Origin of the sequence: Streptomyces monticola, from assembly GCF_042665355.1 — a bacterium.
In the GTDB taxonomy this organism is placed as follows: Bacteria; Actinomycetota; Actinomycetes; order Streptomycetales; family Streptomycetaceae; genus Streptomyces; species Streptomyces monticola.
Genome location: NZ_JBHTCF010000003.1, coordinates 528,349 through 553,871, shown reverse-complemented (window position 1 = coordinate 553,871; position 25,523 = coordinate 528,349). Strand labels below are relative to the sequence as shown.

Genomic DNA, 25,523 nt, shown 5'->3' with positions numbered 1-25,523 from the left:
GGGTTCGACCCGCCGCCCCGGGTTCCGGCCCGGGGCGGCGCCGCGGACAGCTCGTGCCGGTGGCTGATTTCCACGGCCGGTGGCCGGTTTCTACAGGAGTGTCAAATTCCACATGCGACAGGGTTGTACGGCCCCCGGGCCCTGTGTCTAGGGTGCGGGGGATGTCTCTCAATCACTCCATGCCCGCAATCCCCGTAAGACGCAGGCGCACCCCGCTGGGTTGCCTGCGTGCCGAATCGGATTGCCTGTGGGAGGACTTGTGAGCGACACGCTGCGCCCGGCCGGACAGCGGAGCGCCCCGCTTCCCGCCGCCCGCACCGCCCCGCAGGCGGAACGCGCCCCGGCCACGGGGGAGCGCACCGCCGCCACCACGGGCCCGGCCGAGCCCGCCAAGCAACGCGACGCGTTCTTCGACAACGCCAAGTACCTGGCGATCGTCCTGGTCGCGATGGGACATGCCTGGGAGCCGCTGCGCGACGAGAGCCGTGCCGCCGCCGCGCTCTACATCACGGTCTATACGTTCCACATGCCGGCGTTCATCATCATCTCCGGCTACTTCTCGCGCAGCTTCGACGCCCGCCCCGACCGCCTCAAGCGCCTGGTCACCGGCATCGCCGTCCCGTACGTACTCTTCGAAGTCGCGTACTCGCTGTTCAAGAAGTGGGCCGACGACGATCCGGGCCACCCCATCAGCCTGCTCGACCCCTGGTATCTGACGTGGTTCCTGGGGGCCCTGTTCATCTGGCGGCTCACCACGCCGCTGTGGAAGCTGGTCCGCTGGCCCCTGCCGCTCTCCCTCGCCATCGCGGTGCTCGCCTCGGTGTCACCCGACATCGGTGACGACCTCGACCTCCAGCGGGTCCTGCAGTTCCTGCCGTTCTTCGTGCTCGGCCTGTGCCTGAAGCCCGAGCACTTCCAGCTGGTACGCCGCCGCGAGGCCCGCATCCTGTCCGTCCCGGTCTTCGCCGTCGCCCTGCTCTTCGCCTACTGGGCGGCCCCGCGCATGAACGCCGCCTGGTTCTACCGCCGCGACAGCGCCCAGGAACTGGCCGCGCCCGCCTGGAGCGGCGCCCTGATGACCCTCGCGATGTTCGGCTGCTCGATGGTCCTGGTGGCCTGCTTCCTGGCGTGGATTCCCCGGCGGCACATGTGGTTCACGGTGCTCGGCGCGGGCACGCTGTACGGCTATCTCCTGCACGGCTTCCTCGCCAAGGGCTCCCGCTTCTGGGACTGGTACGAGGTCGACTGGGTCCACACCCCGCTCGGCGCGATCGCCCTCACGCTCATCGCGGGCGCCGTCATCACGGTGCTGTGCACCCCGCCGGTGCAGCGCATGTTCCGCTTCGCCATGGAGCCGAAGATGGAGTGGGCGTTCCGGCGGGACGCGACGGCCATCGCGCGCGGCACGTCGAAGTAGCCCCTGGCCGACGGCGTACGCAAGGGGCTTACGCCGAGGTCGTGGACCCGGGGCGGACGATCATCAGGACGGTCACGACCGCCCAGAGGACGTTGAAGATCCCGGTGAGCATGGTCAGCCTGCTCGCCAGGGGGCGCGCGCCGTCCTGTCCCTCCGGGGCCTCGATCAGGGCGAGCAGATCCTCCTGGCCCGGCAGCACGGCCAGGGCGAGGAGGGCCCCGGCGCCCATGGTCAGCACGAGCGAGACGATCAGCCAGGCGTCGCCGAGTACGCCGAGTGCGGCGCCGGTGGCGAGCCCGAAGACCGGTACGGCGATCCCGGCGACGGCATAGCCGCGGCAGATCTTGTGCAGGACCGCGGCGATCGAGGCGGCCTTGCCGTCCGGGTCCCCGGAGTCGGAGGCCTGGAGCGCATAGCGCGGGAACATCGAGGCGGCCACGGTGATCGAACCGACGGCCAGGATCGCCACCAGGACATGCAGGGACAGCAGCAGCTTCGTCATGCGAACGCCTCCAGGGCTGACATGAATATATTGGCTACCAATACATACACTGTCTACGGTGTTCATGGGTAGGCTGTCTACCCATGAAGGCGGATGCGGTGCGAGGGCACCTGGACGGACTGTTGCTCGCGGTGCTCGAACCGGGCCCGTTGCACGGATACGCGATCATCGCCGCGGTGCAGCAACGCAGCGGCGGCGCACTGGAGTTGCGTACGGGCACGATCTATCCGGCCCTGAACCGGATGGAGCGCCTCGGTCTCCTGAGCAGCAGCTGGCAGGCCACGGGGGAGCGGCGACGGCGGTGCTACGAACTCACCGACGCGGGCCGGCGCAATCTGGCCGACGCGCGGACCGCGTGGAGCGAGTTCACCACCGCGATCGGCGCGGTCCTCAACCCCGCCGGGCCGGCCGGAGCCGCCCTGTGAACGCCACCGGCGAGATGACCGCCGGCCCCATCGACGACTATGTCGCGACTCTGACCGCCGCCCTGCGCGGCCCGGCCCGCGCCAAGGCCCGGCTGGTCGAGGAGATACGCGACGGCCTCACGGACACGCAGGCCGCGTACACGGACGCGGGCATCCCCGCGCAACGCGCGGCCCGCCTGGCGGTACGCGAGTTCGGCACCCCCGAGGAGCTGGTGCCGAGCTGCCAGCGCGAACTGACCATCGCCCAGGCGCGGCACACCGCCCGTACGGTCGCCCTCACCGCCCCGTTCCTGCTCGCCTGCTGGTATCTGGCCCGGACCGCCGGGCACGAACTCTCCGGACTGCCGCGCGCGGCTCAGCTGCCCGTCGTTCTCCTGGCCACTGTCGCCACCGTCGCCGCCCTGCTCTCCGCGGCGGCCCTCGCTGCCACCGGCGGGGCCCTCGCGCGCCGCCTTCCCACCCCTGACCGACTGCCCCTCGCGGTCGCGTGGGCGGGCACAACCGCCGGTGCGGCCATGGCGGTTGCGACCCTCGCGCTCGCCACCGCCGCCGTCCTGGCCACCGACTGGCCGCTGCTCGCCTGCGCCGGTGTGCTCGCGGCGGCGGCGCACGCCGTGGTGGCGGCATCGGCCCGCGACTGCCGCCGGTGCGTTCGGCGGCCGGCCGCGGAGCCCGCAGTCCGGGCGCGCGCCTGACCGTGTCCTCAGCGGCGGCCGCTCAGGGCGCGCACGACTCGTCGAGATAGACCCGTGCCAGATCGGCGGCGCGCGTGAACCAGTCGGCGATGACGGCGACTTCGTCGGGGGTGTAGTCCGCGAAGAGCTCCGTGAGCAGTGCGTTGTAGGGCTCGTAGACGGCGCGTACGCGCTCCGCGGCGGCCGGGACGGCGATGACGTGCACCCGGCGCCGGTCGGCAGGGTCGGGGCGGCGGGTCACGAACCCGCCGCGTTCCAGGCGGTTGAGAATGCCGGTCACCGCCCCCGTCGTGACCTGTGCCCGCTCGGCCAGGTCACCGGCGGTGACCGGGGTGTCCCCGGCCTCCAGGACATGCGCGAAATAGGCGAGGTCCGTGACGCTGAGGCCCAGATTCCGGGCGAACTCCTCACGCCCCGCGACATTCGTGGCCACGAGACCGTCCAGTGCCCTGAGCGCTTCCGAAGGGGTGGCGGCGGGGCGGGGCTTGCCCTCCATTGAAATTCCCTTAGCTTCTAAGATAAATTCCTCACTTACTAAGACATCGTAAGCCCGGAGCGAGAGCCGGCGGGCAGGCATCGTCCTGCCCGCACACCGGGCCTGCCCGAGGAGGCGGCGTATGAGCGGACAGCACGACGAAGGACACACCATCGCGGGCTGGGCGGGCTGTGCCACGGCCACGGCGGGGGCCGCCGTCACCGGTGCGGGCATCTGCGTCTGGAGCCCCGGAATCCCGCTCGGCATCGGCGTCATGGCGGTGGCCGTCCTCGTCACGTGGGTCCTGCACCTCTCCGGCTGGGGCAAGCCCCCCGGCCCGCGCCCCACGGACCAGCGACGCCTCACGGTCCGGGACCGCAGCGCGCTCAAGGGGCACGCCGACTGCGTCTCCTGCCGCCTCGCCGGACGCCGCCCCGCACCCGCCCCGGTGTCCGACCCTGTGGTGAGCGCCCCGAGCGGCGACAACGTGGCGGTGTCAACGGGGAGTTGAGACGGCCGATGCCGCCCGGACCGGCCGCGTGGGCCGGTCCGGACGGCATCGGAGAAGAGCCGGGCGGATCAGGAGTGGATCAGGACAGGTCGAACCGGTCCAGGTTCATGACCTTGTCCCACGCCGCCACGAAGTCCCGCACGAACTTCGCCTTGGAGTCGTCGCTCGCGTAGACCTCGGCGAGCGCACGCAGTTCGGAGTTCGAACCGAAGACGAGGTCGGCACGGGTGCCGGTCCACTTGACCGCGCCGGTGGCGCTGTCACGGCCCTCGAATGTGTTCTGGTCCTCGGACGTTGCCTTCCATGTCGTACCCATGTCGAGCAGGTTGACGAAGAAGTCGTTGGTCAGGGAACCCGGGGTGGTGGTGAACACGCCGTGGGCGGACTGCTGGTGGTTCGCGCCCAGGACGCGGAGGCCACCGACCAGGACGGTCATCTCGGGGGCGCTCAGGTTCAGCAGGTTCGCCCGGTCGAGCAGCAGATACTCGCCCGGAAGGCGGTTGCCCTTGCCGACGTAGTTGCGGAAGCCGTCGGCGGCCGGCTCGATCGCGGCGAACGACTCCACGTCCGTCTGGTCCTGCGAGGCGTCCACGCGGCCCGGCGTGAACGGGACCTCGATGTCGAAGCCCGCGTCCTTGGCGGCCTGCTCGACGCCCGCGGCACCGGCGAGCACGATCAGGTCGGCGAGCGAGACCTGCTTGCCGCCGCTCTGGGCCGAGTTGAAGGACTGCTGCACGCCCTCCAGGGTGCGCAGGACCTGGGCCAGCTGGTCGGGGTTGTTGACCTCCCAGCCGCGCTGCGGCTCAAGGCGGATCCGGGCGCCGTTGGCGCCGCCGCGCTTGTCGCTGCCGCGGAAGGAAGCCGCCGACGCCCATGCGGTGGAGACGAGCTGGGACACCGAGAGGTCCGTGGCGAGGACCTGGCTCTTGAGCGCCGCGATGTCCTCGGCGTCGATCAGCTCGTACGTCCGCTCGGGCAGCGGGTCCTGCCACAGCAGCGTCTCGGAGGGGACCTCCGGGCCGAGGTAGCGCACGATCGGGCCCATGTCGCGGTGGGTCAGCTTGAACCACGCGCGGGCGAAGGCGTCCGCGAACTCGGCGGGGTTGTCCTTGAAGCGCCGCGAGATCTGCTCGTAGACCGGGTCGAACCGGAGCGAGAGGTCGGTCGTGAGCATCGTCGGCGCGTGGCTCTTCGACCCGTCGTGGGCGTCGGGCACGGTGCCCGCACCCGCGCCGTCCTTCGGCCGCCACTGGTGGGCGCCCGCGGGGCTCTGGAAGAGCTCCCAGTCGTAGCCGAAGAGGATCTCGAAGAAGCTGTTGTCCCAGGTGGTCGGGGTGTTCGTCCAGATGCCCTCAAGGCCACTGGTGATCGCGTCGCCACCCTTGCCGGTGCCGAAGGAGTTCTTCCAGCCGAGGCCCTGCTCCTCGATCGAGGCGGCCTCGGGGTCGTTGCCGACGTGGTCCGCGGGGCCCGCGCCGTGGGTCTTGCCGAAGGTGTGACCGCCCGCGATCAGGGCGACCGTCTCCTCGTCGTTCATGGCCATCCGGCGGAACGTCTCGCGGATGTCGCGGGCCGCGGCGATCGGGTCCGGATTGCCGTTCGGGCCCTCGGGGTTGACGTAGATGAGGCCCATCTGCACCGCGCCCAGGGGGTTTTCGAGCTCCCGGTCGCCGGTGTAGCGCTCGTCGCCCAGCCAGGTGGTCTCGGGGCCCCAGTAGACGTCGTCCTCGGGCTCCCAGACGTCCTCGCGGCCGCCGGCGAAGCCGAAGGTCTCGAAGCCCATCGACTCCAGGGCGACATTGCCGGTGAGGATCATGAGGTCGGCCCAGGAGAGCGCCTGGCCGTACTTCTTCTTCACCGGCCAGAGCAGCCGGCGGGCCTTGTCCAGGTTGCCGTTGTCCGGCCAGCTGTTGAGGGGGGCGAAGCGCTGCTGGCCCGCGCCCGCGCCGCCGCGGCCGTCGCTGATGCGGTAGGTGCCCGCGCTGTGCCAGGCCATACGGATCATGAGCGGGCCGTAGTGGCCGAAGTCCGCGGGCCACCAGTCCTGCGAGGTGGTCAGGACCTCCGCGATGTCGCGCTTCACGGCCGGCAGGTCGAGGGTCTTGAACGCCTCCGCGTAGTCGAAGTCCTCACCCAGGGGATTGGCCACGGCCGGGTTCTTCGCGAGGATCTTCAGATTGAGGCGCTCCGGCCACCACTGGCGGTTGCCGCCGCCCTGGGTGGGGTGCGGGGCGCGCGTATGCGCGACCGGGCAGCCGCCTGTGTCCTCCGTCTTGGGGTCGGTCACAATTGCATCAGGGTTCTCAGCCATGGGAATCCTTCCGGACTAGGCGGATCACGGTGCCCCGGTACTGCGGGCGGTGGAACTGTCGGGGCGCGGGCCCCGGTTGACGGCGTGGGCCTCGCCGGAGGAGAAGCCTCGGTCGTCGCAAGCGGTCAGGCAGGGGGCCTCGCAGAGTGTGCAGTAGACGTCGGTGACGGCACCGCGCGACGCGCGTACGCCTACGCGATCCGGTGACACATCCGGTACCTCGGAGACGAGCCTCCCGGCACCGAGGCGGTCGCCGTCCCGGACCCCTGCCCGTACTGGAGTCTTCCTGTCCCTTGGCTATCGCAGGACCCGATCCTACGATGGACAGGATCCAAGTCAAGAAGTATGTGATACGTCCACCGGTGAACTTCGGACTTCCCGCCGGAACTTGAATAGGTGAGCCGATATGAGTGACCTGCTGGAGCGACTGCGGGGGCGTGGCTGGCGGATGACGTCCCAGCGACGCGTTGTTGCCGAGGTCCTCGACGGCGACCATGTGCATCTGACAGCCGACGAAGTGCATGCCCTGGCGGTACGCCGACTGCCGGAGATTTCCCGGGCGACCGTCTACAACACCCTGGGCGAAATGGTCTCCCTCGGCGAGGTCGCGGAGGTCTCCACCGTGGGCCGCGCCAAGCGCTACGACGCCAACGCCCACAGGGCGCACCAGCACTTGGTGTGCTCCGGCTGCGGGACCATCCGCGATGTCCATCCGCACGGCGATCCGCTGGACGACCTGCCGGTGGAGGAGCAGTTCGGCTTCACGGTGTCCGACGTCGAGGTCACCTACCGAGGGCTCTGCCCGTCCTGCGCCTAGGAGTTGGGGGCGTCGCACACGGCCGCCCGTATCTGTCAGGCCGCCCCCGCCTCGTACCAAAGGGACGCGGCGAGCCCGAGTCCGGCGACGGCGATGGCGATCCGCAGCGGCTTCTCCGGCAGCCGCCGTACGAGCACCGGACCGAGGCGGCTGCCGGCCAGGCAGCCGAGGGCGAGGGCCGCGGCGGCGCCCCAGTCGACGGGGGCGAGGAAGGCGTAGGCCACGGCGGCGGTGACGTTGGCGGCGCCGGTCGCGATGTTCTTGACCGCGTTGGTCACCGGCAGCGGTTCGCTCGCGGACAAGGAGAGCACCGCCAGCATCAGGACGCCCGCCGCGGCGCCGAAGTACCCTCCGTACAGGCCGACAAGCAGCACCGTGCCGGCCAGCGCCGGTGAGGTGCGCGCGCCCGGGGCGGCGAGGCGGGGCAGCCGCGCCGCCCACCGGCGCAGCGGCTCGCGCACCAGGATCAGCACCGAGCCGAGCGCGATCAGCCACGGCACGATGAACTCGAACGCCGCCGACGGGGTGCCGAGCAGCAGCGCCGCCCCGAGCGAACCGCCCACCGCCGCAAGGACCCCGAGGCGCAGCAGGCGGCGGCCCTGGCCCCGCAGTTCGGCCCGCGAACCGGCCGCCGTGCCCAGCGTGTTGCTGAACAGGGCGACGGTGTTGGTCACATTCGCCGCCACCGGCGGAAGTCCGGCGGCGAGCAGCGCCGGGTAGCTGAACAGCGACGCCAGGCCCGCGACCGAACCGGCGAGCCCCGAGGCCGCGCCCGCCGCGACGAGCAGGGCGGCCGAGCCGTACTCCACGTCAGCGCACCAGGCAGGGCCGCTTGCCGTCGAACTGCCAGCCGGGGACGAGGTATTGCATCGCCGCGCCGTCGTCCCTGGCCCCGAGTGCCTTGTCGTTGTACAGCTCGTGCGCGGCGAGGAGCCGGTCCATGTCGAGGGTGACGCCAAGGCCCGGCGCGTCGGGAACGGCGATCTCGCCGCCGGTGATGCGCGGGGGCGTGACGGTGAGCCGCTCCATGCCCTCCTGCCAGATCCAGTGCGTGTCGAGGGCGTTGTACTCGCCGGGTGCCGCGGCGCCGCAGTGCACCACCATCGCCAGCGAGATGTCGAAGTGGTTGTTGGAGTGGCAGCCCCAGGTCAGACCCATCGCGTTGCACAGCTGGGCCACCCGCACCGAGCCCTGCATGGTCCAGAAGTGCGGGTCGGCGAGGGGAATGGAGACGGACTGCAGGCTCAGGGCGTGGGTCAGCTGCCGCCAGTCGGTGGCGATCATGTTGGTGGCCGTGGGCAGTCCCGTGGCGCGCCGGAACTCGGCCAGGATCTCGCGCCCCGAATAGCCGTCCTCGGCGCCGCAGGGGTCCTCGGCGTAGGCGAGCGTGCCGACGAGCGGGCGGCACAGCTCCACCGCCTCGCGCAGCGACCACGCACCGTTGGGGTCGAGGGTGATACGGGCCCCGGGGAAGCGGTCCTTGAGCGCCCGGACCGCCGCCACCTCCTCGTGGCCCGCCAGGACGCCGCCCTTGAGCTTGAAGTCGCGGAAGCCGTACAGGTCGTGGGCGGCCTCGGCCTGGCGCACGATCGCCTCGGGGGAGAGGGCCTCCTCGTGCCGGATGCGGTACCACTCCACCTCCGCGTCGGGCTCGCGGGCGTACTCCAGGTCGGTGCGGTCCGGGTCGCCGACGTAGAAGAGATAGCCAAGGACCCGTACGGACGCGCGCTGTTGGCCGTCGCCGAGCAGGGCGGCGACCGGTACGCCGAGGTGCTGGCCGAGCAGGTCGAGCAGCGCCGACTCGACGGCGGTGACGGCGTGCACGGTGGTGCGCAGGTCGAAGGTCTGCCGACCCCGGCCGCCGGCGTCGCGGTCGGCGAAGCGGGCACCGATCTCGCGCAGCACGCGCTTGTAGTCGCCGACGCGCGCCCCCACGACCAGGGGCCCGGCGTCGCGCAGCGTCCGGGTGATCTTCTCGCCGCCCGGGACCTCACCGAGCCCGGTGCGGCCCTCGGAGTCGGTGACGACGACGATGTTGCGGGTGAAGTACGGGCCGTGGGCGCCGGAGAGATTCAGCTCCATCGAGTCACGGCCCGCGACGGGGTGGACGGCGAACGCGGTGACGGTGGGCTGGGTGCGGGGTGTCGCGGTGTTCATCAAGGTCCTTGCGGCTCAGGTCGGTTGGGGCCGGATCGGATCGGCTCGGGTCGGTGCGGGTGGCCCGGGTCTGTGTGCCGGTGCGAAGGGCATCAGAGGCCGAGGGCGTTGAGCACCCCTTCGAGGGCCAGCACCCCGCCCAGGCCCAGGACCGCGAGCACGGTCGTATAGGTGGTGCGGGCCTTGATCGCGTCGATCACGGAGAGGTTGAAGTACTCCTTGAACATCCAGAACCCGGGGTCGTTGACGTGCGAGAAGGCGATCGAACCGCAGGAGACGGCGAGCACCATGACCTCCGGCTGCACGCCGCTGCCCGCGAGCAGCGGAAGGACCACGCCCGACGCGGTGACGACGGCGACGGTCGCCGAGCCGAGTGCCACACGCAGGATGGCGGCTATGAGCCAGGCGAGGATGACCGGTGAGATCGACCAGCCGTCGGTGGCGTCCTTGATGTAGTCGGATATCCCGCCGTCGACGAGCACCTGTTTGAACGCGCCGCCGGCCCCGATGACGAGCAGGATCATCGCCATCGCCGATGCCGCCGACTTGCAGGAGTCGGCGACCTCCGACAGGCTGCGGCCGATTCGCGGACCGAACGCCCACATCGCGAGGAGCAGGGTGAGCAGCAGCGCGATGGGCGCGGAGCCGATGAAGGCGACGAAGTGCAGGAACGGATTGCCGTGCCCGGCGGCCATATCGGTCACGGCGGCCCCGGCGATCAGCACCACGGGGAAGAGCGCCACGGACAACGACCAGCCCATGCCGGGCATTTCGGAGTCCTCGAAGACCCGCTCACTGACCAGGCCCTTGGGCAGCTCCGGGTTCATCCGCCGTACGAAGGGCAGCCGCGGCCAGACCAGGGCGATGAGCGCGCCGATCGGAACGGCGATGAACAGGCCGTAGAACAGCGTCAGTCCGGCGGAGGCATGGAAGGTCGCGGCGACGGCGGTGGGCCCGGGGTGCGGCGGCAGGAAGCTGTGCATCGTGGACAGGGCGATCGACATCGGCAGGCCGACCCACAGCAGACTGGCCCCGGTGACCCGGACCAGGGTGAACGCGACCGGGACGATGATGACGAAGGCGACCTCGTAGAACATCGTCACGCCGATGAGCATGGCCGCGACGACCATCGCCACCTGCACCCAGCGCGGGCCGAAGGAGTCGAGGAGCCGGCCGGCGATGCGCTGCGCCGCACCCGAATCCCCCATGACGCGGCCGACCATGGCGCCGAGCCCGATGGTCAGCATGGTGTCGCCGATCTGGCCCCCGATGCCCTCGGAGAGGACCTCGGGGATCTCGGCCACGGGGATGCCACGCACCAGGGCGACGCCCACCGCCACCAGGAGCAGAGCGGCGAAGCCATTGAGTTTCAGCCGGGTCATGAGCAGCAGCAGGACCACGACGCTGATCCCGACGACGAGCAGAGGCAACGTCAGTTCTCCTTCGAACATGGCGCAGGCCCGCAGATCGCGGGCTCGATTCCATCCGGATATCCAGACGGCGTCTATATATGGGAACGGAGATTAGATTCGTGAACCTGACGGGGTCAATGGGTGTGCGGCGGCCGATTTACGATCGGTCCATGACGCAGAGCAGGGGGGCGCGGCCCGCGACGGAGAACGCGGGGGCGCGTGCGGGAAGTGCGGGCCCGCGTCCGCGAGGTGCGCGTGCGGAAGGTGCCGGGGCGCGTGCGGTGAAGTCGGCGGCGCGCACCGTCGCCCTGCTCGAACTCCTCGCGGAGCGGGGCGATCGGCCCTCGCGCCTGGACGAACTGGCCGAGGCGCTCGGGGTGCCGCGCAGCAGCATGTACGAACTGCTCCGCACCCTCATCGACTGCGGCTGGGTGCGCACCGACACCACCGGCTCGCTCTACGGCATCGGTATCCGGGCGTTGCTCACCGGCACCAGCTATCTCGACAGTGACCAGCGTGTCCGGGCGATCCGCCCCTATCTCGACGAGGCCTCGGACGCGCTCGGCGAGACCATCCACCTGGCCCGGCTCGACGGCTCCGACGTCGTCTACCTCGCCACCCGCGAGTCCCACGAGTACGCGCGCACGCTCAGCCGGGTCGGCCGGCGGATCCCCGCCCACGCGGGCGCCCTCGGCAAGGCGCTGCTCGCGGAGCGACCCGACGGTGAACTACCCCTGCCCGCCGACCCGTTGGCGGCCCGCACCGAGAACACCCACACGGACCGGGCCGCCCTCGTCGCCGACCTGGCCCGGATCCGTGCACGCGGCTACTCCGTCGACCGCGAGGAGACCGTGACCGGTATCGCCGGCTTCGGCTTCGCCCTGCGCTATACGGCGCCCGCGGTGGACGCGATCAGCTGCTCGGTGCCGGTGGCACGGCTCGACGCGGACCACGAGGCCCGGATCGTTGCCGTCATGCGGGAGATCCGGACGAAGATCGAGGCGGCGCTGCCGCCGGTCAACGGCGCGCCCGACTGGCGCTGAGCGCCCCGGCCCAGGCCGAGCACCTCCGGCCCGCTCCGGGCGCCTCCGGGTCACGTCGAGAGCCCCCGGCCCCCGACTGCCGTCATTCCGCGACGAGTTCGGCCAGAGCGAAGAGCCCCCGCATGAACGCCGCGGTGAACACCAGGGCGGCCACGATGACCGCCGCGAGCACCGCGGTGTCGTAGCGGGTGCGCCGCACCTTGGCGACCGGCACCCGCGAGAACAGCCCCGCGCCGCCCGGTACTTCGTCGTCTTCCATGGTGCGACTCACTCCAGCGATCTCTTGGCAGGGGACCGGAAACGGCGTCCGGGGGCGGGAACTGAGGGTGGCTACCGGAAACAGGAAAGAGCATGGCCCTGTGAAGGCCCGGTGTCGAGGCTGTGAATCGGCTGGGGAGGGGGATCGGACACCCCTGGGGCTCGCGGGCGCGCCCCACCTGTTAACTTCTACAGTGTTGTAGAAGTAAGCCGTTCCGGATCGTACGGAGAACCACGGAGAACTCATGGGCCTGCTCGACCGTTTCAAGGAAACCGCCACCCAGATGCAGACGCAGCTGGTCGCGAAGAAGAACGACCTCAAGAGCGGTGCCTTCCGCGACGCGTCCATGGCGATGTGCGCCCTGGTCGCCGCCGCCGACGGCACCATCGACCCCTCCGAGCGCCGCAAGGTGGCCCAACTCATCGCCACCAACGACGTGTTGCAGAACTTCCCTGCCGACGATCTGCAGCGCCGCTTCGACGGCAACTGCGACAAGCTGTCCGCCGACTTCGACTTCGGCCGGGTCAGCGTGCTGCAGGAGGTCGCCAAGGCGAAGAAGAAGCCCGCCGAGGCCCGCGCGGTGATCCAGATCGGTATCGTCATCGGCGGTGCGGACGGTGACTTCGACAAGGACGAGCAGCAGGTCGTACGCGAAGCCTGTTACGCCCTGGATCTGCCGCCGCACGAGTTCGGCCTCTGAGCGGCGCGTGACCCGGCAGGACGCCCGCCGGGACCGCCCGAACCGTGTTCGGCGGAACCGCGTCCGGCCGAACGCGGCCCGCCCCGGGGGGAGTTACAGCGGCGTCGCGGCTTGCAGCACCTGGAACAGCGCGACCGCGGCGTTCGCCGACGACATCGCCGACAGCGCGGTGCCGACGGCCGCCGTCCGGGCGGCGAGCCCGACCGCGGTCCACAGCGGCGGCCAGCTCCGCACCGCGGGCGCGGGACCGAGAAGGGCCGCCACGCGGCGCGGAACCGGGCCCGGTGCGGCCAGGGCGGGCAGCGCGGGCGCCGGCCCCGGGCGGGAGATCAGGGCGGCCCTGCCGATGGCACGGGCCACGGCCCTGCGGCTGCCCACGGCGTGTGCCGCGTCCTCGTCGGCCCAGCGTTCGGCGCTGTAGACGACGGCGGTACGCAGGGGCAGCAGGAACGGGTTGGCGCGGGCGGCGAGGCGGACCGCCAGCAGGAAGCGGTGGTGGCGGGCGGCGAGATGGGCGCGCTCATGGGCGAACAGGGCCCGCCGCTCGGGGGAGTTCAGGCCGGCGAGCATCCCGGTGGTGACCACGACCCGGCCGCCGGGCCGCCGCGTCCGCCGCGGCCGCTCACGGCGACCGCGCCCCGGGGCGGGCCGCCCCTTGGCGGGCAGCGCGTAGGCGTACGCAGCCGTGTCCGGCAGTACGGCGATGGGCGTATCGGGCAGTCCGGCGAGGGCCGCCCGAGCACGGCGGCGTACCCGGTGCTGGCGCCACAGCGCGACGGCGCAGGCCACGGCGACGGCGAGCAGCGCGGGGATGGCGGCCCGCCCCGCGATCTCGTCATAGGGCACCGCGTCCCGTACCTCCTGGTCCGACCAGCCGTCGGGCAGGGGGTTGCCGGGCAGCTGCGCGGTACCCACCACCATCAGCAGACACAGGCACAAGGTGCTGCACACGGCCATCACACCGGCCACCCAGGACAGCAGCCGGGTGCTGGTGCGCGGATGCAGATGCTGCTGGGCGAGGCGCGCGATCGGCCAGGCCGTCAGGGGCAGGACCAGCGGCAGGAAGACGAAGACCCCCACAGCGCCTCAGCTCTCCGGGTCGTCCTCGGCGGCCGCGCCGAGGAGGCCGCGCAGAAGCTCCTCGTCATCGGGCGACAGGGTGGTCACGAAGCTGGCGAGCACGGCCTGCCGGTCCGCCTCGGCATCGAGCATCCGGCGCATGCGCAGCGCCGCGAGGCCCGCCTCGTCGGCGGCCGACGTCCACACGAAGGCCCGCCCCTCCCGCTTCCGGGTCACCGCTTCCTTGGCGAGCAGCCGGGTCAGGATGGTGATGACGGTGGTGTACGCGAGGTCCGAGCCGAGCCGCTGCTGCACCCAGCCCGCGGTCACCGGTCCTGGGGCCGCACGCAACGCGGACAGCACCTGTGCCTCCAGCTCGCCCTGCCCCCGCCGGGAACGCTGCTCCCCGTCGTCTCGGTGCCGTGCCATGTCCGCCTCCCTCCGGCCGTACCCGCCACCGCGTGTGGCGTACGGCGGCCCATCGTAATCGCCGGCCTCCGGGCCGCTGCGGGCCGGGACCGTCAGCCGGTGTGAGCGGGGGAATCCGCGGCGCGGTCACGCGGTGGCCGCTGCGGGCCGGGGCCGTCAGCCGGTCGGCGTGGGGGATTCCGTGGTGAGGCCGAGGTGGTCGCGGAGGGCGCCGCGTCCTGTGGCGGTGAGGGCCACGGCGCGCGTCGTGCCGACGGGAAGGATCCAGCCGGCGTCGAACGCGTGCCGGCACAGAGCGGCACCGAGGGCGCCGGCCAGGTGCGGGCGGCGTTCCGTCCAGTCCAGGCACGACCGTACGGGCGGCCGGCGCGTGTCCTTCCAGGGCGTGATGCCGAGCTCGCCGAACCAGGCCTCTCCGGCGCCGGTGACCCTGAGCCCGTGCCCCCACTCCAGGAAGCCTCGCCGCGTCAGGCCGTCGGTGATCGCCACGCCTACGGTGCCGGCGAGGTGGTCGTAGCAGGTGCGGGCGTGCGCGAGGGCCCGGCGGCGCCCGGAGGCCGAGAGCGACCGGGGCGGTGAGGGGCGGTCCGGCGCCATCGAGGCGAGACTCTCGAGCAGCTCCGCGACATGCGGGCCGGCGAGCCGCACATAGCGGTGCCGGCCCTGACGTTCCTCGGCGAGCAGCCCGCCGCGCACCAGTTGGTGCAGATGCCCGGTCGCGGTCGGTGCGGACACTCCCGCATGGCGGGCCAGTTCACCCGCCGTCCACGCCCGGCCGTCGAGCAGCGCCCAGCAGAAGCTCGCCCGCGTGGCATCGGCCAGGAGCCCCGCCACAGCGGCCAGATCGGGGCCCGCCCCACGGCTGCGCTGATCGTTCATGCCGCCCATTCTCGCAACGCCACCCTTCGGCCATCGCCGAAGCATCCGATTCCTATGCTCGGCACCATGAACGCCACCCGCACCACGAGCACGACGCACGCGGCGACCGGCCGGGCCCGCACGGTGAGCCGCGCCCTCCCGGTGCCCCGGGCCGGCACCGGGAGTGCCGCTTGCTCCAAGAGCCCTGCGTGCAAGGGGAGTTCGCCCCCCGGTGCGGTACGCGCCCGCTCCGCCGAGCGCTCCGCGGGAAGTCCGGTATACACCTGCGGGTGCGTCGTGGCTGGTCGCGCAGTTCCCCGCGCCCCTTTGGGGCACGACGAACCGCACCGGGCTTCCCCGAAGCCGTTTGGCCCTGCCCGCCGTGAGTTCGCGTGACGCCGGGGGAGATGGTGGCCGTCTTCGGGGCGGGGGTCGGGGCCGGGGCCGTCAATACCGCTGTGGGGTCGGGGACGTTGATCACGTTCCCCGTGCTCCTCGCGACCGGACTTTCACCGGTGACCGCCACCGTGTCCAACGCGCTCGGCCTGGTTCCCGGTGCGATCAGCGGGGCCATCGGCTACCGCAAGGAGTTCGGCGGTCAGGGCAGGCGCATCCTGAAGTTCGGCGCGGGCGCCCTGCTCGGGGGATTCGCCGGCGCCACGCTCCTGCTCGCCCTGCCCGCCTCGGCGTTCGAGACGATCGTGCCGGTCCTGGTGGGCCTCGCCCTCGTCCTGGTCGTCCTGCAGCCCTGGATCAGCGGGAAGCTGCGGAGGCGCCGCGAACGCACCGGCGGAACCGCGTGCCCCGACGGCGGGTTGCCGCTGTTCGCGGGGCTGACGCTCGCCAGCGTCTACGGCGGCTACTTCGCCGCAGGCCAGGGCATCATCTACGTAGCCCTGATGGGCATGCTCCTCGACGACGGCCTGCAGCGCCTCAACGCCGTCAAGAACGTGCTCGTAGCCCTCGTCAACACCGTCGCCGCCCTCTTCTTCCTCGCTGTCGCGGACTTCGACTGGGCGGCCGTGGGCCTGCTCGCCGCCGGCTCGGCCATCGGCGGCCAGTTCGGGGCCGCGGTGGGCCGCCGCCTCAGGCCTGCCGTGCTGCGCGGACTCATCGTGGCCGTCGGCACGGTGGCCATCGTCCAGCTGGCGCTGAGGTGAGCGACAAGGCGGGCGGAGAAGGACTGCGCGGCCGCCACCGTCCCCTACTGCCCGGCCGGTGGCGGCCGCAGGCGCGGCAGATGTGTCTCCCCAACACCTGTGCGGCGCCTTCCCGCCCTCACGGCCTCGGCCGGGGGAGCGGGAGGTGCCCGGCCGGGAGCGCCGCGAGAGCGCGAGGGGGCGGGAGCCGCCGCACCTGGTTGCCTCAGGGGGCGAGGCTCCGGCCGATGTCGCCAGCGTACGGCGGGAGTTGGCGCCACGGACCGCGTCTGCGGGTGGTGCGGAAGTACAACGGGCGCAGCCAGGGGGCGCCTTCGGGCAGCGGTGGTGACGGTGGCCGGGAGGGCGCCCGGGACCGTGGCCGGGAGGGCGGCCGGGACTGCGGTCGTGACGGCGGCCGGGAGGGCGCCCGGGACCGTGGCCGGGAGGGCGGCGGGGACGGCGGTCGGGAGAGCGGCCGGAGCCGTGGTCGTGGTGGTGGCCGGGAGGGCGGCCGGGACCGTGGTCGTGACGGTGGCCAGAACCGTGGCCGGGAGAGCGGCCGGGAGAGCGGCCGGGAGGGCGGCCGGGACTGCGGTCGTGACGGTGGCCGGGAGGGCGGCTGGGACTGCGGTCGTGACGGCGGCCGGAACCGTGGCCGGGAGAGCGGCCGGGAGGGCGGCCGGGACTGCGGTCGTGACGGTGGCCGGGAGGGCGGCTGGGACTGCGGTCGTGACGGCGGCCGGGAGGGCGCCCGGGACCGTGGCCGGGAGGGCGGCGGGGACGGCGGTCGGGAGGGAGGCCGGAGCCGTGGTCGTGGTGGTGGCCGGGGCGTCAGCCGTGGTCCGTTCCCGGTGGTGTCTCCTCGGCGGGAGCCGGCAGTGGCGTGCCGGGGCTCAGCCGCTGGGTGAGGGTCTCGCCGACGGGCGGGCCGGAAGGGCCCGGCGGTTCGATGCCGAGCTGGGCGGCCAGGTCGTTCGTGTGCAGGCGGGCGGCCGCCTCGACGAGCCGGGCATAGGTGTCCGCGGCGCCGCGCACGCGATGTCTCGCGGTCAGCGCGACGGCGACGGCGACCGGGGCGGCCGGCCACCACCACGCGGCGAGCGGTGCGTACAACAGGGCCCAGCCGCCCAGCGTGGTGGCGCGGGCGAGGGCCTGCTCGGCCGCGGTGATGTCGGCACGCGTGGTCTCGGGGAGGAGGAGCCATACGTGCGGCCACACCAGCGGCAGGTCGAGGTGGTCGTCGCGATCCAGGCGTACGGCAGCAGCATGGATGCGGTCGCCGCTCCAGGTGGGGCGGTCGGGCTCCTCGGCGGCGACGCGCCGCATCGCGTGGTGCGCGGCCCGGCGCGGCGCGGGGTCGGCCCGGCGCCCGGAGCGGGCCAACGCGCGTGCGTCGGCGTCCAGTTGGCGGCGGTATTCACGGGCGGCGGCGGCCCAGCGGGCGCGGCGCCGGGTGACGAGCCCGCGGGCCCAGCCTCGCAGCGGGGCCGGCCAGGTGCGCCAGTCGGCGGCCAGGGCGGCGCCCTTGACGAGCGACCCAAGACCCTGCGCGGCAAGGCCGACGGCCGCCGCGGCGGCGAGCACCGCACCGAGCAGGATCACCTGTCCGCCCACCGTGGACGCGGCGGGGGCCTGGGCCCACTCGGTGATCCGGCCGGTGAGGCGGCGGTGGTCAAGGGCGTGGGCCTGGCCGAGTACGCGGGCCGCGGTGGCGGCGGCCAGGAACAGCGCCCCGGGCAGGACCAGGAGCGTCAGCCAGCGCTCGGCGAGCTTCTGGCCCAGGGCGTTGAGGAATCCGCCCACCGCTACAGCCGTTCTCTGCGCAGCGGCTCGCCGCTGATCCGGCACGGCGGGGCGGACACGGCGGCAGAGGACGAGGCAGGGGCAGGGGCGCCGGGGCTGCCCTGGCCGTCGGGCCAGGCGTAGCGCGCGCACCGGCCCGTCGGGCACAGCAGCACCCAGGTCCCGGGCACGGGAGCGTCGAAGCCGCTGAGGTTCGGGCCCCGCGCCTGGCCGTGCAGACCGGCGGCGTCCCCCGCGGCGAGAAGTGCCTCGTGGAGCGCGCGGAGGCGCTCCCCGGCGGGCGCGCCGGTGCGCAGCGCCCCCAGCGCGCGCTCCAGCGGTTCGGGGCCTTCGCTGCCGTAACGCTCCAAGGTCGTACGGATGTAGTCCAACTGGTCACAGACATAGGCGACTTCTTCGCGTTCGCGTGCCTGAGTGCCACAGCCGTCGTGCCCGTCGTCCACCTCGTACCCCCGCTCGCGTCCACACCCCGCGTACTGTCCCGATCATGCTGGCCGAACTCGGGGCGACCGTACAGCGGAACCGGAGCTTTCCTCATTGACGGGACGAAAGAACCGTGGTCGTCTCACTTCGGCCGGATACCGCATACCGCGAGTGCGGGGTGCGGCCGCTCCCTACGATGTCCGGGTGGAGGTGCGATGAGCGCACAGGCCCGGCGCGCGACGGTCGCCGAACTCTCGAGCAGTGACGGTTGTGTGGTGCTGCGAGTCAGCGGCGAACTGGACCACACGGCCGAGCAGACCTTCCTGCGCGCCCTGGGTGCCTTCGTCGAGAACGGGCACCGGCATCTGATCCTGGATGTGACCGCGCTGACGTTCTGCGACTCCCGCGGCCTGGGCTGTCTGCTTGCCGTGCGGTGGCTGCTGCGCCGCCGTGAGCGCCTCGTCCTGCTCGCGGGTGCGGGGCGGCGTGTCACCGAACTCCTTGCCCTGACCGGCAGTTCGGATCTGCTTCCGGTCCACAAGACGGTCGGGCAGGCCCTCGCCGTGCTGCCCGCCGAGCACCGCCCGCCCTGGCCGCCGGTGCCCGATCGTCCCACCGCCCCTGTGGACGGGGCGAACTGACGGCGTCTCAGGACGCCGACTGCACCGCTCCGTGCAGCACACCCTGCTCCGCCGCCGCGCTCCGCGTGACCCGCACACCCTGCTCCGCCGGATTGCGCAGCCCTTCGGCCGCGTCGGCGACGCGCTGCAGGAGTTCGAGGAACGTGGACTGCTCCTGCGGGTCGAGCGGCGCGAGGAAGATCTGGTTCATCCGGGCCGTGCGGCCGGAGAGCCTGCGGTGTGTGCGCCTGCCCTCCTCGGTGGCGCACAGCACCGAACGGCGCCCGTCCTTCGTGTCGCGGACCTTGTCGACCAGGCCGCGGCCGACCAGACGGCGGACCACTTCGGCGACGGTGGAGCGGTCGAGGCCGACCCGCTCGCCCACGGTGCGCTGGTCGAGCCCGTCCTCGCCGGCGAGCGCGTTGAGCACGGCGAACTGCGGTGACGTGACGTCCTCCGAGACGATGGTGGTCCACAGCAGGGTGTGTGCCTGCTGCAGCCGCCGGGCCAGATGGCCCGGGTGCGTACTGAGGTCGAGCGCGGGCACGGCAGTCCTCCCGTCGGGTGGGCACCGGCCCGGCCGGCTCCCTGAATGCTCCTTGTACTGAGGGTCTTGACCCTGCGCTGTCATGATGCCACACTTCCGGCTTGTAGAGAGATAGTCAGTGCACTGAGTAATTTCTCGGGGTGTCGACAGGGGTGCCCCCGGAGCACCTCGCCCCCGGAGCGCCGCAGTGCGCCGGGAGCAGAAGGGTCGGGAGCGGAAAGATGGACAAAGTGGTGGCTTCGGCTGCCGAGGCGGTGGCCGATGTCCGTGACGGTGTGTCGTTCGCGGTCGGCGGTTTCGGGCTCAGCGGTGTGCCGAACACACTGATCGAGGCGGTGTACGACACCGGGGCGAGTGGACTGGCGGTGGTGTCGAACAACTGCGGCGCGCTGGAGTCCGGCCTCGCGATCCTGCTGGCGGCCGGGCGGATCGCCCGTGTCACCGGCTCCTACATCGGCGCGAACAAGGAGTTCGCCCGCCAGTACCTCGCCGGTGAGCTGGAGGTCGAACTGATCCCGCAGGGCACCCTCGCCGAGCGGCTGCGCGCGGGCGGCGCCGGTATCCCCGCCTTCTACACCCCCGCTGGCGTGGGCACCCAGGTCGCCGAGGGCGGGCTGCCCTGGCGCTACGACGGCCAGGGCGGCGTCGCCCTGGCCTCACCGCCCAAGGAGGTACGCGACTTCGACGGCGTGGACCACGTCCTGGAGCGGGGGATCCGCACCGACTTCGCGCTGGTGCGGGCAGCGAAGGGCGACCGGCACGGCAACCTGGTGTTCAACAAGTCCGCGCGCAACTTCAACCCGCTGGCCGCGATGGCGGGACGGGTCACGGTCGCCGAGGTCGAGGAGCTGGTCGAGCCCGGTGCCATCGACCCCGACCAGGTGCATCTGCCGGGCATCTTCGTGCAGCGGGTCGTGGCGCTCACCCCCGCGCAGGCGGCCGACAAGCGGATCGAGCAGAGGACGGTGCGGCCCCGGTGAGCTGGAGCAGGCAGGAGATGGCCGCCCGCGCGGCCCGTGAGCTGCGTGATGGCGAGTATGTGAATCTGGGTATCGGGCTGCCGACGCTGATCCCCGGGCATCTGCCCGAGGGTGTGCGGGTGGTCCTGGAGTCGGAGAACGGCATCCTGGGCACCGGCCCTTACCCGTATGAGGACGAGGTCGACCCGGATCTGATCAACGCGGGCAAGGAGACCGTCACGGTCCTTCCCGGGGCCGCGTACTTCGACTCGGCGCTGTCCTTCGGCATGATCCGCGGCGGCCATATCGATGTGGCCGTGCTCGGCGCGATGCAGGTCTCGGCCCGCGGTGACCTCGCCAACTGGGCCGTGCCCGGCAAGCTGGTGACCGGGATCGGCGGCGCCATGGACCTGGTGCACGGCGCCCGCCGGGTGATCGTCACCATGACCCACACCGCCAAGGACGACAGCCCCAAACTCGTCGAGGAGTGCACCCTGCCCCTGACCGGCAAGGCCTGCGTCGACCGCATCATCACCGACCTCGGCGTCCTCGACATCACCGACGACGGACTGCTCCTCGTCGAATGCGCCCCCGGAGTCACAGCCGCCGAGATCACCGCGCGCACGGCGGCGACGCTGCGTATCGACGACGGCGTACGGGCACGGGACGGCGAGGGCCGTGCGCCCGGCGCGGGAGCGGCCGCCGCGTCCGGACCGGGTGCGGCCGATGCCGCCGGCGCGGCCGGGGAAGGAGCACGACGATGAGCCTGCGGGACGTCTACATCCTCGATGCCGTCCGCACCCCGGTCGGCCGCTACGACGGCGCGCTCGCGACCGTCCGCCCCGACGACCTCGCGGCCCACGCCATCCGTGAACTTCTCGCCCGTACACCCGACTTGGACCCGTCCCGGATCGGCGATGTATACCTCGGCAACGCCAACGGCGCGGGCGAGGAGAACCGCAACGTCGGCCGGATGGCCGCCCTCCTCGCCGGGCTGCCCGTCACGGTTCCCGGCGTGAGTGTCAACCGGCTGTGCGCCTCCGGGCTCGAGGCCGTCGTGCAGGCCGCGCGGGCCATCGCGCTCGGTGATCTCTCCGTCGCCGTCGCCGGGGGAGTGGAGTCGATGACCCGCGCCCCGTACGTCCTGCCCAAGAGCGGGAAGGCCTTCCCGGCGGGGCACGCCGAGCTGTACTCGACCACGCTCGGCTGGCGCATGGTCAACCCGCGGATGGACCCGCAGTGGACCGTGCCGCTGGGCGAGAGCGCCGAACTCATCGCGGAAAAGCACAAGATCAGCCGCGCGGAGCAGGACGCCTTCGCCCTGCGCTCCCACGAGAAGGCAGCACAGGCCTGGCGCGACGGCCTCTTCGACGCCGAGGTCGTGCCGGTCGACGTGCCGCGGCGCAAGGGCGACCCGGTGGTTTTCGCGCGCGACGAATCCATCCGCGAGGACGGCTCACCGGATGCCATGGCGCGGCTGAAGCCGTCGTTCCGGGCCGAGGGAGGCACGGTCACCGCGGGCAACTCCTCGCCGCTGAACGACGGCGCCGCCGCGCTGCTCCTCGTCGACGAGGAGGGACTGAAGGCCAGTGGCCGTGAGCCCCTCGCCCGGGTGTCGGCTTCCGCGGTCACCGCGGTCGAACCGCACTACTTCGGGCTCGGCCCCGTCGAGGCGGTACGCCGTGCAATGGCCAAAGCGGGAAAGGGATTTGACGATCTGTCGACTCTGGAGCTGAACGAGGCGTTCGCGGCCCAGGTGCTCGGCTGCCTCGCCGAGTGGCCCGAGTTCGACCCGGCGGTCCTCAACCCGCTCGGCGGCGCCCTGGCCCTCGGCCATCCGCTCGGCGCCTCCGGTGCGCGGCTCGCCGGCACCGTCGCCCACCAGCTGGCGCGGCGCGGCTCCGGCACCGGCGTGGCGACCCTGTGCATCGGCGTCGGCCAGGGCCTCGCGCTCGTACTGGAGCGGTAGACGACCCGGTCCTTGTGCTGGGGCGGTAGACCGCCCGGTCCTCGTACTGGAGCGGCAGACAAGGGAGTTGACCATGATGAGTGTGAGTGACAGCGGGACCGGAAGCGCAGCGCGGGCCGTGCCCCGGCCGCGCACCGGGCCCGAGAGCCAGGCCGATATCGACCGGGAGATGACGGCCCTTCGCGAGGCCTACGAGAAGAGGGTCGCCGAAGGCGGACCGCGCAGCCATCACCCGGACCGTGACTACGCCCCCTACCGCTCAAGCGCCCTGCGCCACCCCGGGCAGCCGCTCGTCGCCATCGACGCGGGCAAGGACCCCGAGGCCGTGGAGCTGGTCTCGCCCGCCTTCGGCGTCACCGATGTCACGGCACTGGACAGCGACCTCACCCGGCAGCACCAGGGCGAGCCGCTCGGGGAGCGCATCACCGTCGGCGGGCGGCTCCTCGACCGTGCAGGGCGGCCCGTACGCGGCCAGCTGATCGAGCTGTGGCAGGCCAACGCCTCCGGCCGCTACGCCCACCAGCGCGACCAGCACCCCGCGCCCCTCGACCCCAACTTCACCGGCGTGGGCCGTGTGCTGACCGGCGACGACGGCTCGTACAGCTTCACCACCATCAAGCCGGGCGCCTACCCGTGGCGCAACCACACCAACGCCTGGCGGCCCGCGCATATCCACTTCTCGCTGTTCGGCAGCGCGTTCACCCAGCGCCTCGTCACGCAGATGTACTTCCCGGGCGATCCGCTGTTCGCCCACGACCCCATCCTGCAGTCCGTCACCGACGAGTCCGCGCGCCGGCGCCTGGTCGCCGCGTACGACCATGAACGGTCCACGCCGGAATGGTCGTTGGGCTACCGCTGGGACATCGTGCTCGACGGCCCCGCCGCCACCTGGATCGAGGAGGGCCGCTGACATGACGTCCGCCACCCCCGCACTGCCCACGCCGTCCCACACGATCGGCCCCTTCTACGGCTACGCGCTGCCCTTCCCCGGCGGTGCGGACATCGCTCCGGCCGGGCACCCGGACACGGTCACCGTGCACGGCCTGGTCCTCGACGGCGACGGTGCCCCCGTCCCCGACGCGCTCCTGGAGTTCTGGGGCCCGGGGCCCGACGGTGAACTGCCGCGCACCGGCGGCTCGTTGCGCCGCGACCCGGTGACCGGCGGGTTCCTGGGCCGCAACGGTGTGGACTTCACCGGCTTCGGCCGCGTACCCACCGACGCCGACGGCCACTGGGCGGTGCGCACCCTGCGCCCGGGGCGCCGCGGCGCCGCCGCTCCCTACCTGAGCGTGTGCGTCTTCGCGCGCGGACTCACGCACCACCTGTTCACCCGCGTCTACCTGTCGGACGACGCCGGTGCCACGGCCGGTGACCCGCTGCTCGCCGCGCTCCCGGCCGAGCGGCGTGCGACCCTGCTCGCGGCCCCCGAGCCGCATGCCACCTATCGCTTCGACATCCGGCTGCAGGGGGCGGCCGAGACGGTGTTCCTGGAGTTCACATGACGCACGACGAGCAGCCCGGTGCCGACGGCCGGTCCGGTGGCGACGGCCAGTCCAGTGCCGACGGCCGGTCCGGTGCCGACGGCCCTGACGGCGACCGTCTCGACGAGCACTGCCCCGACGTCGGCCTGCTCGCCCCGGGCCGTGCGGGCTCGGCCGCCGAGGCCGCCACATCCGACACCGCGTTCCTGCAGGCCATGCTCGACGCCGAGGCCGCACTCACGCGGGCGCAGGCGGCGCTCGGCCTGGCGCCCGCGCGGGCGGCGGACGCGGTCACGGAGGCCGCCCGCGCCGAGCGCTTCGACGTACGGGGCCTGGCGGTGCGCGGCCGCTCCGGCGGCAACCCCGTGATCCCGCTGGCCGCCGATCTCGCCGCCGCCGTACCCGCCGACTGCGCCCCGTATGTACACCGCGGCGCCACCAGCCAGGACATCCTCGACACGGCCGCGATGCTGGTCGCCGACCGGACCCTGGCCCTGACCTGCGCCGAACTGGAGCGCACCGCCCAGGCGTTGGCGGCACTCGCCGCCCGGCACCGCGACACCCCGATGCCCGGGCGCACCCTCACTCAGCACGCCGTTCCGACCACTTTCGGCCTGAAGGCGGCGGGCTGGCGCGCACTGACACTCGACGCCCGGGACCGGCTGCGTGCCGTACGCGCCGTCCTCCCCGTCCAACTGGGCGGCGCCGCAGGGACGTTGGCGGCCTTCGACGCCTACGCCGCGGCGGCCGACAGGCTCACGGACGGGCCCACGGACGGGCCCGTGGGCCCGCGGCTCGCCGCCGCGTACGCCCGGGAGCTCGGCCTCGCCGAACCCGTGCTGCCCTGGCACACCCTGCGTACCCCGGTCGCCGACCTGGCCGGGGCGCTCGCCTTCGCCACCGGCGCACTGGGCAAGGCCGCCGCCGATGTCCTGGTGCTCTCGCGCACCGAGACCGGCGAGGTGAGCGAGGGCGCGGGCGGCGGGTCATCGGCCATGCCGCACAAGGCGAATCCGGTACGCGCCACGCTGATCGCGGCCTCCGCGCGCCGCGCACCCGGGCTCGCCGCCACCCTCTACGCATCGGTGGCCGCCGAGGACGAACGGCCCGCCGGGGCCTGGCACGCGGAGTGGGAACCGTTGCGCGACCTGCTGCGCCTTGCCGGGGGAGCGGCACAGGACGCGGCGGAACTGGCCACGGGCCTGTGCGTCCACCCCGAGCGGATGCGGGCCCATCTCGGCCTGACCGGAGGTCTGATCGTCTCCGAGCGCCTGTCCGCCGCCCTCACCGACCGGGTGGGCCGGGCCCGCGCCAAGGAACTGGTGACGGACGCGGCCGCGAAGGCGCGCACCGGCGACGGCTCGCTCGCCGAGGCCCTCGCCGCCGAACCCGCCCTGCGCGGGCTCGACTTGGAAGCCCTCACCGACCCCGCCCGGTACACCGGAGCCGCCGCGGCCCTCACCGACCGTGCCCTGAAGCGGAGTTGAACCGTGGCACCCGGCCGGGCCC

General features: G+C 72.6%; 28 protein-coding genes. 15 read left to right on the top strand and 13 right to left on the bottom strand.

All coding sequences use genetic code 11. The features are described from left to right. Positions 1 to 259 precede the first annotated feature (259 nt). Positions 260 to 1,417, top strand: coding sequence for an acyltransferase family protein (locus ACFQVC_RS10905; RefSeq protein WP_381829432.1), 1,158 nt, complete (start codon positions 260 to 262; stop codon positions 1,415 to 1,417). A 28-nt stretch (positions 1,418 to 1,445) separates the two neighbouring features. On the opposite strand, the gene ACFQVC_RS10900 is transcribed toward ACFQVC_RS10905, so the two are convergent. After that, positions 1,446 to 1,919, bottom strand: a complete 474-nt coding sequence (locus ACFQVC_RS10900) for a hypothetical protein (protein ID WP_381829430.1) — start codon at positions 1,917 to 1,919, stop codon at positions 1,446 to 1,448. Between the two features lie 83 nt (positions 1,920 to 2,002). Here ACFQVC_RS10900 and ACFQVC_RS10895 point away from each other — a divergent pair, with 83 nt between their 5' ends. Further along, positions 2,003 to 2,344, top strand: coding sequence for a PadR family transcriptional regulator (locus tag ACFQVC_RS10895; RefSeq protein ID WP_381829428.1), 342 nt, complete (start codon positions 2,003 to 2,005; stop codon positions 2,342 to 2,344). 14 nt (positions 2,345 to 2,358) lie between these two features. Further along, positions 2,359 to 3,039 (top strand): permease prefix domain 1-containing protein, encoded by a 681-nt coding sequence (locus ACFQVC_RS10890; protein ID WP_381829570.1) that lies wholly within the window; start codon positions 2,359 to 2,361, stop codon positions 3,037 to 3,039. A 22-nt stretch (positions 3,040 to 3,061) separates the two neighbouring features. Here ACFQVC_RS10890 and ACFQVC_RS10885 read toward each other — a convergent pair whose 3' ends face one another. Further along, positions 3,062 to 3,535, bottom strand: coding sequence for a MarR family winged helix-turn-helix transcriptional regulator (locus ACFQVC_RS10885; RefSeq protein WP_381829426.1), 474 nt, complete (start codon positions 3,533 to 3,535; stop codon positions 3,062 to 3,064). A gap of 121 nt (positions 3,536 to 3,656) precedes the next feature. Between ACFQVC_RS10885 and ACFQVC_RS10880 the strand changes: the two genes are divergently transcribed. Beyond that, the gene (locus tag ACFQVC_RS10880) at positions 3,657 to 4,025 is read left to right on the top strand and encodes an HGxxPAAW family protein (RefSeq protein ID WP_381829424.1); all 369 of its coding nucleotides are present in this window, start codon (positions 3,657 to 3,659) and stop codon (positions 4,023 to 4,025) included. Between the two features lie 79 nt (positions 4,026 to 4,104). On the opposite strand, the gene katG is transcribed toward ACFQVC_RS10880, so the two are convergent. Further along, entirely contained in the window at positions 4,105 to 6,336 is a 2,232-nt protein-coding gene (katG, locus tag ACFQVC_RS10875) for a catalase/peroxidase HPI (protein WP_381829422.1), read from the bottom strand. Between the two features lie 406 nt (positions 6,337 to 6,742). Between katG and ACFQVC_RS10870 the strand changes: the two genes are divergently transcribed. Continuing rightward, positions 6,743 to 7,153 carry a Fur family transcriptional regulator gene (locus ACFQVC_RS10870; protein ID WP_381829420.1) on the top strand — a complete coding sequence of 137 codons (411 nt, stop codon included), beginning with the start codon at positions 6,743 to 6,745 and terminating at the stop codon, positions 7,151 to 7,153. A gap of 35 nt (positions 7,154 to 7,188) precedes the next feature. On the opposite strand, the gene ACFQVC_RS10865 is transcribed toward ACFQVC_RS10870, so the two are convergent. The 3 genes from ACFQVC_RS10865 to ACFQVC_RS10855 form a co-directional block, all read right to left on the bottom strand. Beyond that, positions 7,189 to 7,962, bottom strand: a complete 774-nt coding sequence (locus ACFQVC_RS10865; RefSeq protein ID WP_381829418.1) for a sulfite exporter TauE/SafE family protein — start codon at positions 7,960 to 7,962, stop codon at positions 7,189 to 7,191. A gap of 1 nt (position 7,963) precedes the next feature. Then, complete coding sequence (locus tag ACFQVC_RS10860) at positions 7,964 to 9,310, bottom strand: enolase C-terminal domain-like protein (RefSeq protein WP_381829416.1); 1,347 nt, start codon at positions 9,308 to 9,310, stop codon at positions 7,964 to 7,966. Between the two features lie 92 nt (positions 9,311 to 9,402). Then, a complete protein-coding gene (locus tag ACFQVC_RS10855; protein ID WP_381829414.1) occupies positions 9,403 to 10,740 on the bottom strand; it encodes a gluconate:H+ symporter in 1,338 nt (445 codons plus the stop codon). Positions 10,741 to 11,003: 263 nt separating this feature from the next. Here ACFQVC_RS10855 and ACFQVC_RS10850 point away from each other — a divergent pair, with 263 nt between their 5' ends. Beyond that, positions 11,004 to 11,765, top strand: a complete 762-nt coding sequence (locus ACFQVC_RS10850; RefSeq protein ID WP_381829568.1) for an IclR family transcriptional regulator — start codon at positions 11,004 to 11,006, stop codon at positions 11,763 to 11,765. Positions 11,766 to 11,847: 82 nt separating this feature from the next. Here the strand turns inward: ACFQVC_RS10850 and ACFQVC_RS10845 are convergent, their stop codons facing one another. After that, a complete protein-coding gene (locus ACFQVC_RS10845) occupies positions 11,848 to 12,024 on the bottom strand; it encodes a hypothetical protein (RefSeq protein ID WP_381829412.1) in 177 nt (58 codons plus the stop codon). A 244-nt stretch (positions 12,025 to 12,268) separates the two neighbouring features. Between ACFQVC_RS10845 and ACFQVC_RS10840 the strand changes: the two genes are divergently transcribed. Then, the gene (locus tag ACFQVC_RS10840; protein WP_381829410.1) at positions 12,269 to 12,724 is read left to right on the top strand and encodes a tellurite resistance TerB family protein; all 456 of its coding nucleotides are present in this window, start codon (positions 12,269 to 12,271) and stop codon (positions 12,722 to 12,724) included. Positions 12,725 to 12,817: 93 nt separating this feature from the next. Here the strand turns inward: ACFQVC_RS10840 and ACFQVC_RS10835 are convergent, their stop codons facing one another. From ACFQVC_RS10835 to ACFQVC_RS10825, 3 genes are all read right to left on the bottom strand, one after another. Continuing rightward, the gene (locus tag ACFQVC_RS10835) at positions 12,818 to 13,804 is read right to left on the bottom strand and encodes a M56 family metallopeptidase (protein ID WP_381829408.1); all 987 of its coding nucleotides are present in this window, start codon (positions 13,802 to 13,804) and stop codon (positions 12,818 to 12,820) included. A gap of 6 nt (positions 13,805 to 13,810) precedes the next feature. Next, the gene (locus ACFQVC_RS10830; RefSeq protein ID WP_381829406.1) at positions 13,811 to 14,212 is read right to left on the bottom strand and encodes a BlaI/MecI/CopY family transcriptional regulator; all 402 of its coding nucleotides are present in this window, start codon (positions 14,210 to 14,212) and stop codon (positions 13,811 to 13,813) included. Positions 14,213 to 14,368: 156 nt separating this feature from the next. Continuing rightward, the gene (locus ACFQVC_RS10825) at positions 14,369 to 15,091 is read right to left on the bottom strand and encodes an ArsR/SmtB family transcription factor (RefSeq protein WP_381829404.1); all 723 of its coding nucleotides are present in this window, start codon (positions 15,089 to 15,091) and stop codon (positions 14,369 to 14,371) included. A gap of 386 nt (positions 15,092 to 15,477) precedes the next feature. Here ACFQVC_RS10825 and ACFQVC_RS10820 point away from each other — a divergent pair, with 386 nt between their 5' ends. Then, positions 15,478 to 16,230, top strand: coding sequence for a sulfite exporter TauE/SafE family protein (locus ACFQVC_RS10820; RefSeq protein WP_381829566.1), 753 nt, complete (start codon positions 15,478 to 15,480; stop codon positions 16,228 to 16,230). A gap of 813 nt (positions 16,231 to 17,043) precedes the next feature. On the opposite strand, the gene ACFQVC_RS10815 is transcribed toward ACFQVC_RS10820, so the two are convergent. Beyond that, on the bottom strand, positions 17,044 to 18,015 hold the full coding sequence (locus ACFQVC_RS10815; protein WP_381829402.1) for a hypothetical protein: 972 nt from the start codon (positions 18,013 to 18,015) through the stop codon (positions 17,044 to 17,046). Positions 18,016 to 18,017: 2 nt separating this feature from the next. Further along, positions 18,018 to 18,458 (bottom strand): hypothetical protein, encoded by a 441-nt coding sequence (locus ACFQVC_RS10810; protein WP_381829400.1) that lies wholly within the window; start codon positions 18,456 to 18,458, stop codon positions 18,018 to 18,020. Positions 18,459 to 18,653: 195 nt separating this feature from the next. Here ACFQVC_RS10810 and ACFQVC_RS10805 point away from each other — a divergent pair, with 195 nt between their 5' ends. Next, positions 18,654 to 19,079: an STAS domain-containing protein gene (locus tag ACFQVC_RS10805; protein WP_381829398.1), complete on the top strand. Its 426-nt coding sequence runs from the start codon at positions 18,654 to 18,656 to the stop codon at positions 19,077 to 19,079. 7 nt (positions 19,080 to 19,086) lie between these two features. Here ACFQVC_RS10805 and ACFQVC_RS10800 read toward each other — a convergent pair whose 3' ends face one another. Further along, entirely contained in the window at positions 19,087 to 19,605 is a 519-nt protein-coding gene (locus tag ACFQVC_RS10800; protein ID WP_381829396.1) for a MarR family winged helix-turn-helix transcriptional regulator, read from the bottom strand. Positions 19,606 to 19,826: 221 nt separating this feature from the next. Between ACFQVC_RS10800 and ACFQVC_RS10795 the strand changes: the two genes are divergently transcribed. The 6 genes from ACFQVC_RS10795 (at position 19,827) to pcaB (ending at position 25,501) form a co-directional block, all read left to right on the top strand. Continuing rightward, complete coding sequence (locus ACFQVC_RS10795; RefSeq protein ID WP_381829394.1) at positions 19,827 to 20,585, top strand: CoA transferase subunit A; 759 nt, start codon at positions 19,827 to 19,829, stop codon at positions 20,583 to 20,585. Beyond that, complete coding sequence (locus ACFQVC_RS10790) at positions 20,582 to 21,328, top strand: CoA transferase subunit B (RefSeq protein WP_381829392.1); 747 nt, start codon at positions 20,582 to 20,584, stop codon at positions 21,326 to 21,328. Before ACFQVC_RS10795 ends, ACFQVC_RS10790 begins: the two co-directional genes overlap by 4 nt. Positions 21,329 to 21,330: 2 nt before the next feature. Continuing rightward, entirely contained in the window at positions 21,331 to 22,533 is a 1,203-nt protein-coding gene (locus ACFQVC_RS10785) for a thiolase family protein (RefSeq protein WP_381829564.1), read from the top strand. A 169-nt stretch (positions 22,534 to 22,702) separates the two neighbouring features. Continuing rightward, positions 22,703 to 23,443: a protocatechuate 3,4-dioxygenase subunit beta gene (gene pcaH, locus ACFQVC_RS10780; protein WP_381829562.1), complete on the top strand. Its 741-nt coding sequence runs from the start codon at positions 22,703 to 22,705 to the stop codon at positions 23,441 to 23,443. Between the two features lies 1 nt (position 23,444). Continuing rightward, positions 23,445 to 24,035: a protocatechuate 3,4-dioxygenase subunit alpha gene (gene pcaG / locus ACFQVC_RS10775; protein ID WP_381829390.1), complete on the top strand. Its 591-nt coding sequence runs from the start codon at positions 23,445 to 23,447 to the stop codon at positions 24,033 to 24,035. Continuing rightward, entirely contained in the window at positions 24,032 to 25,501 is a 1,470-nt protein-coding gene (gene pcaB, locus ACFQVC_RS10770; RefSeq protein WP_381829388.1) for a 3-carboxy-cis,cis-muconate cycloisomerase, read from the top strand. Before pcaG ends, pcaB begins: the two co-directional genes overlap by 4 nt. Positions 25,502 to 25,523 lie beyond the last annotated feature (22 nt).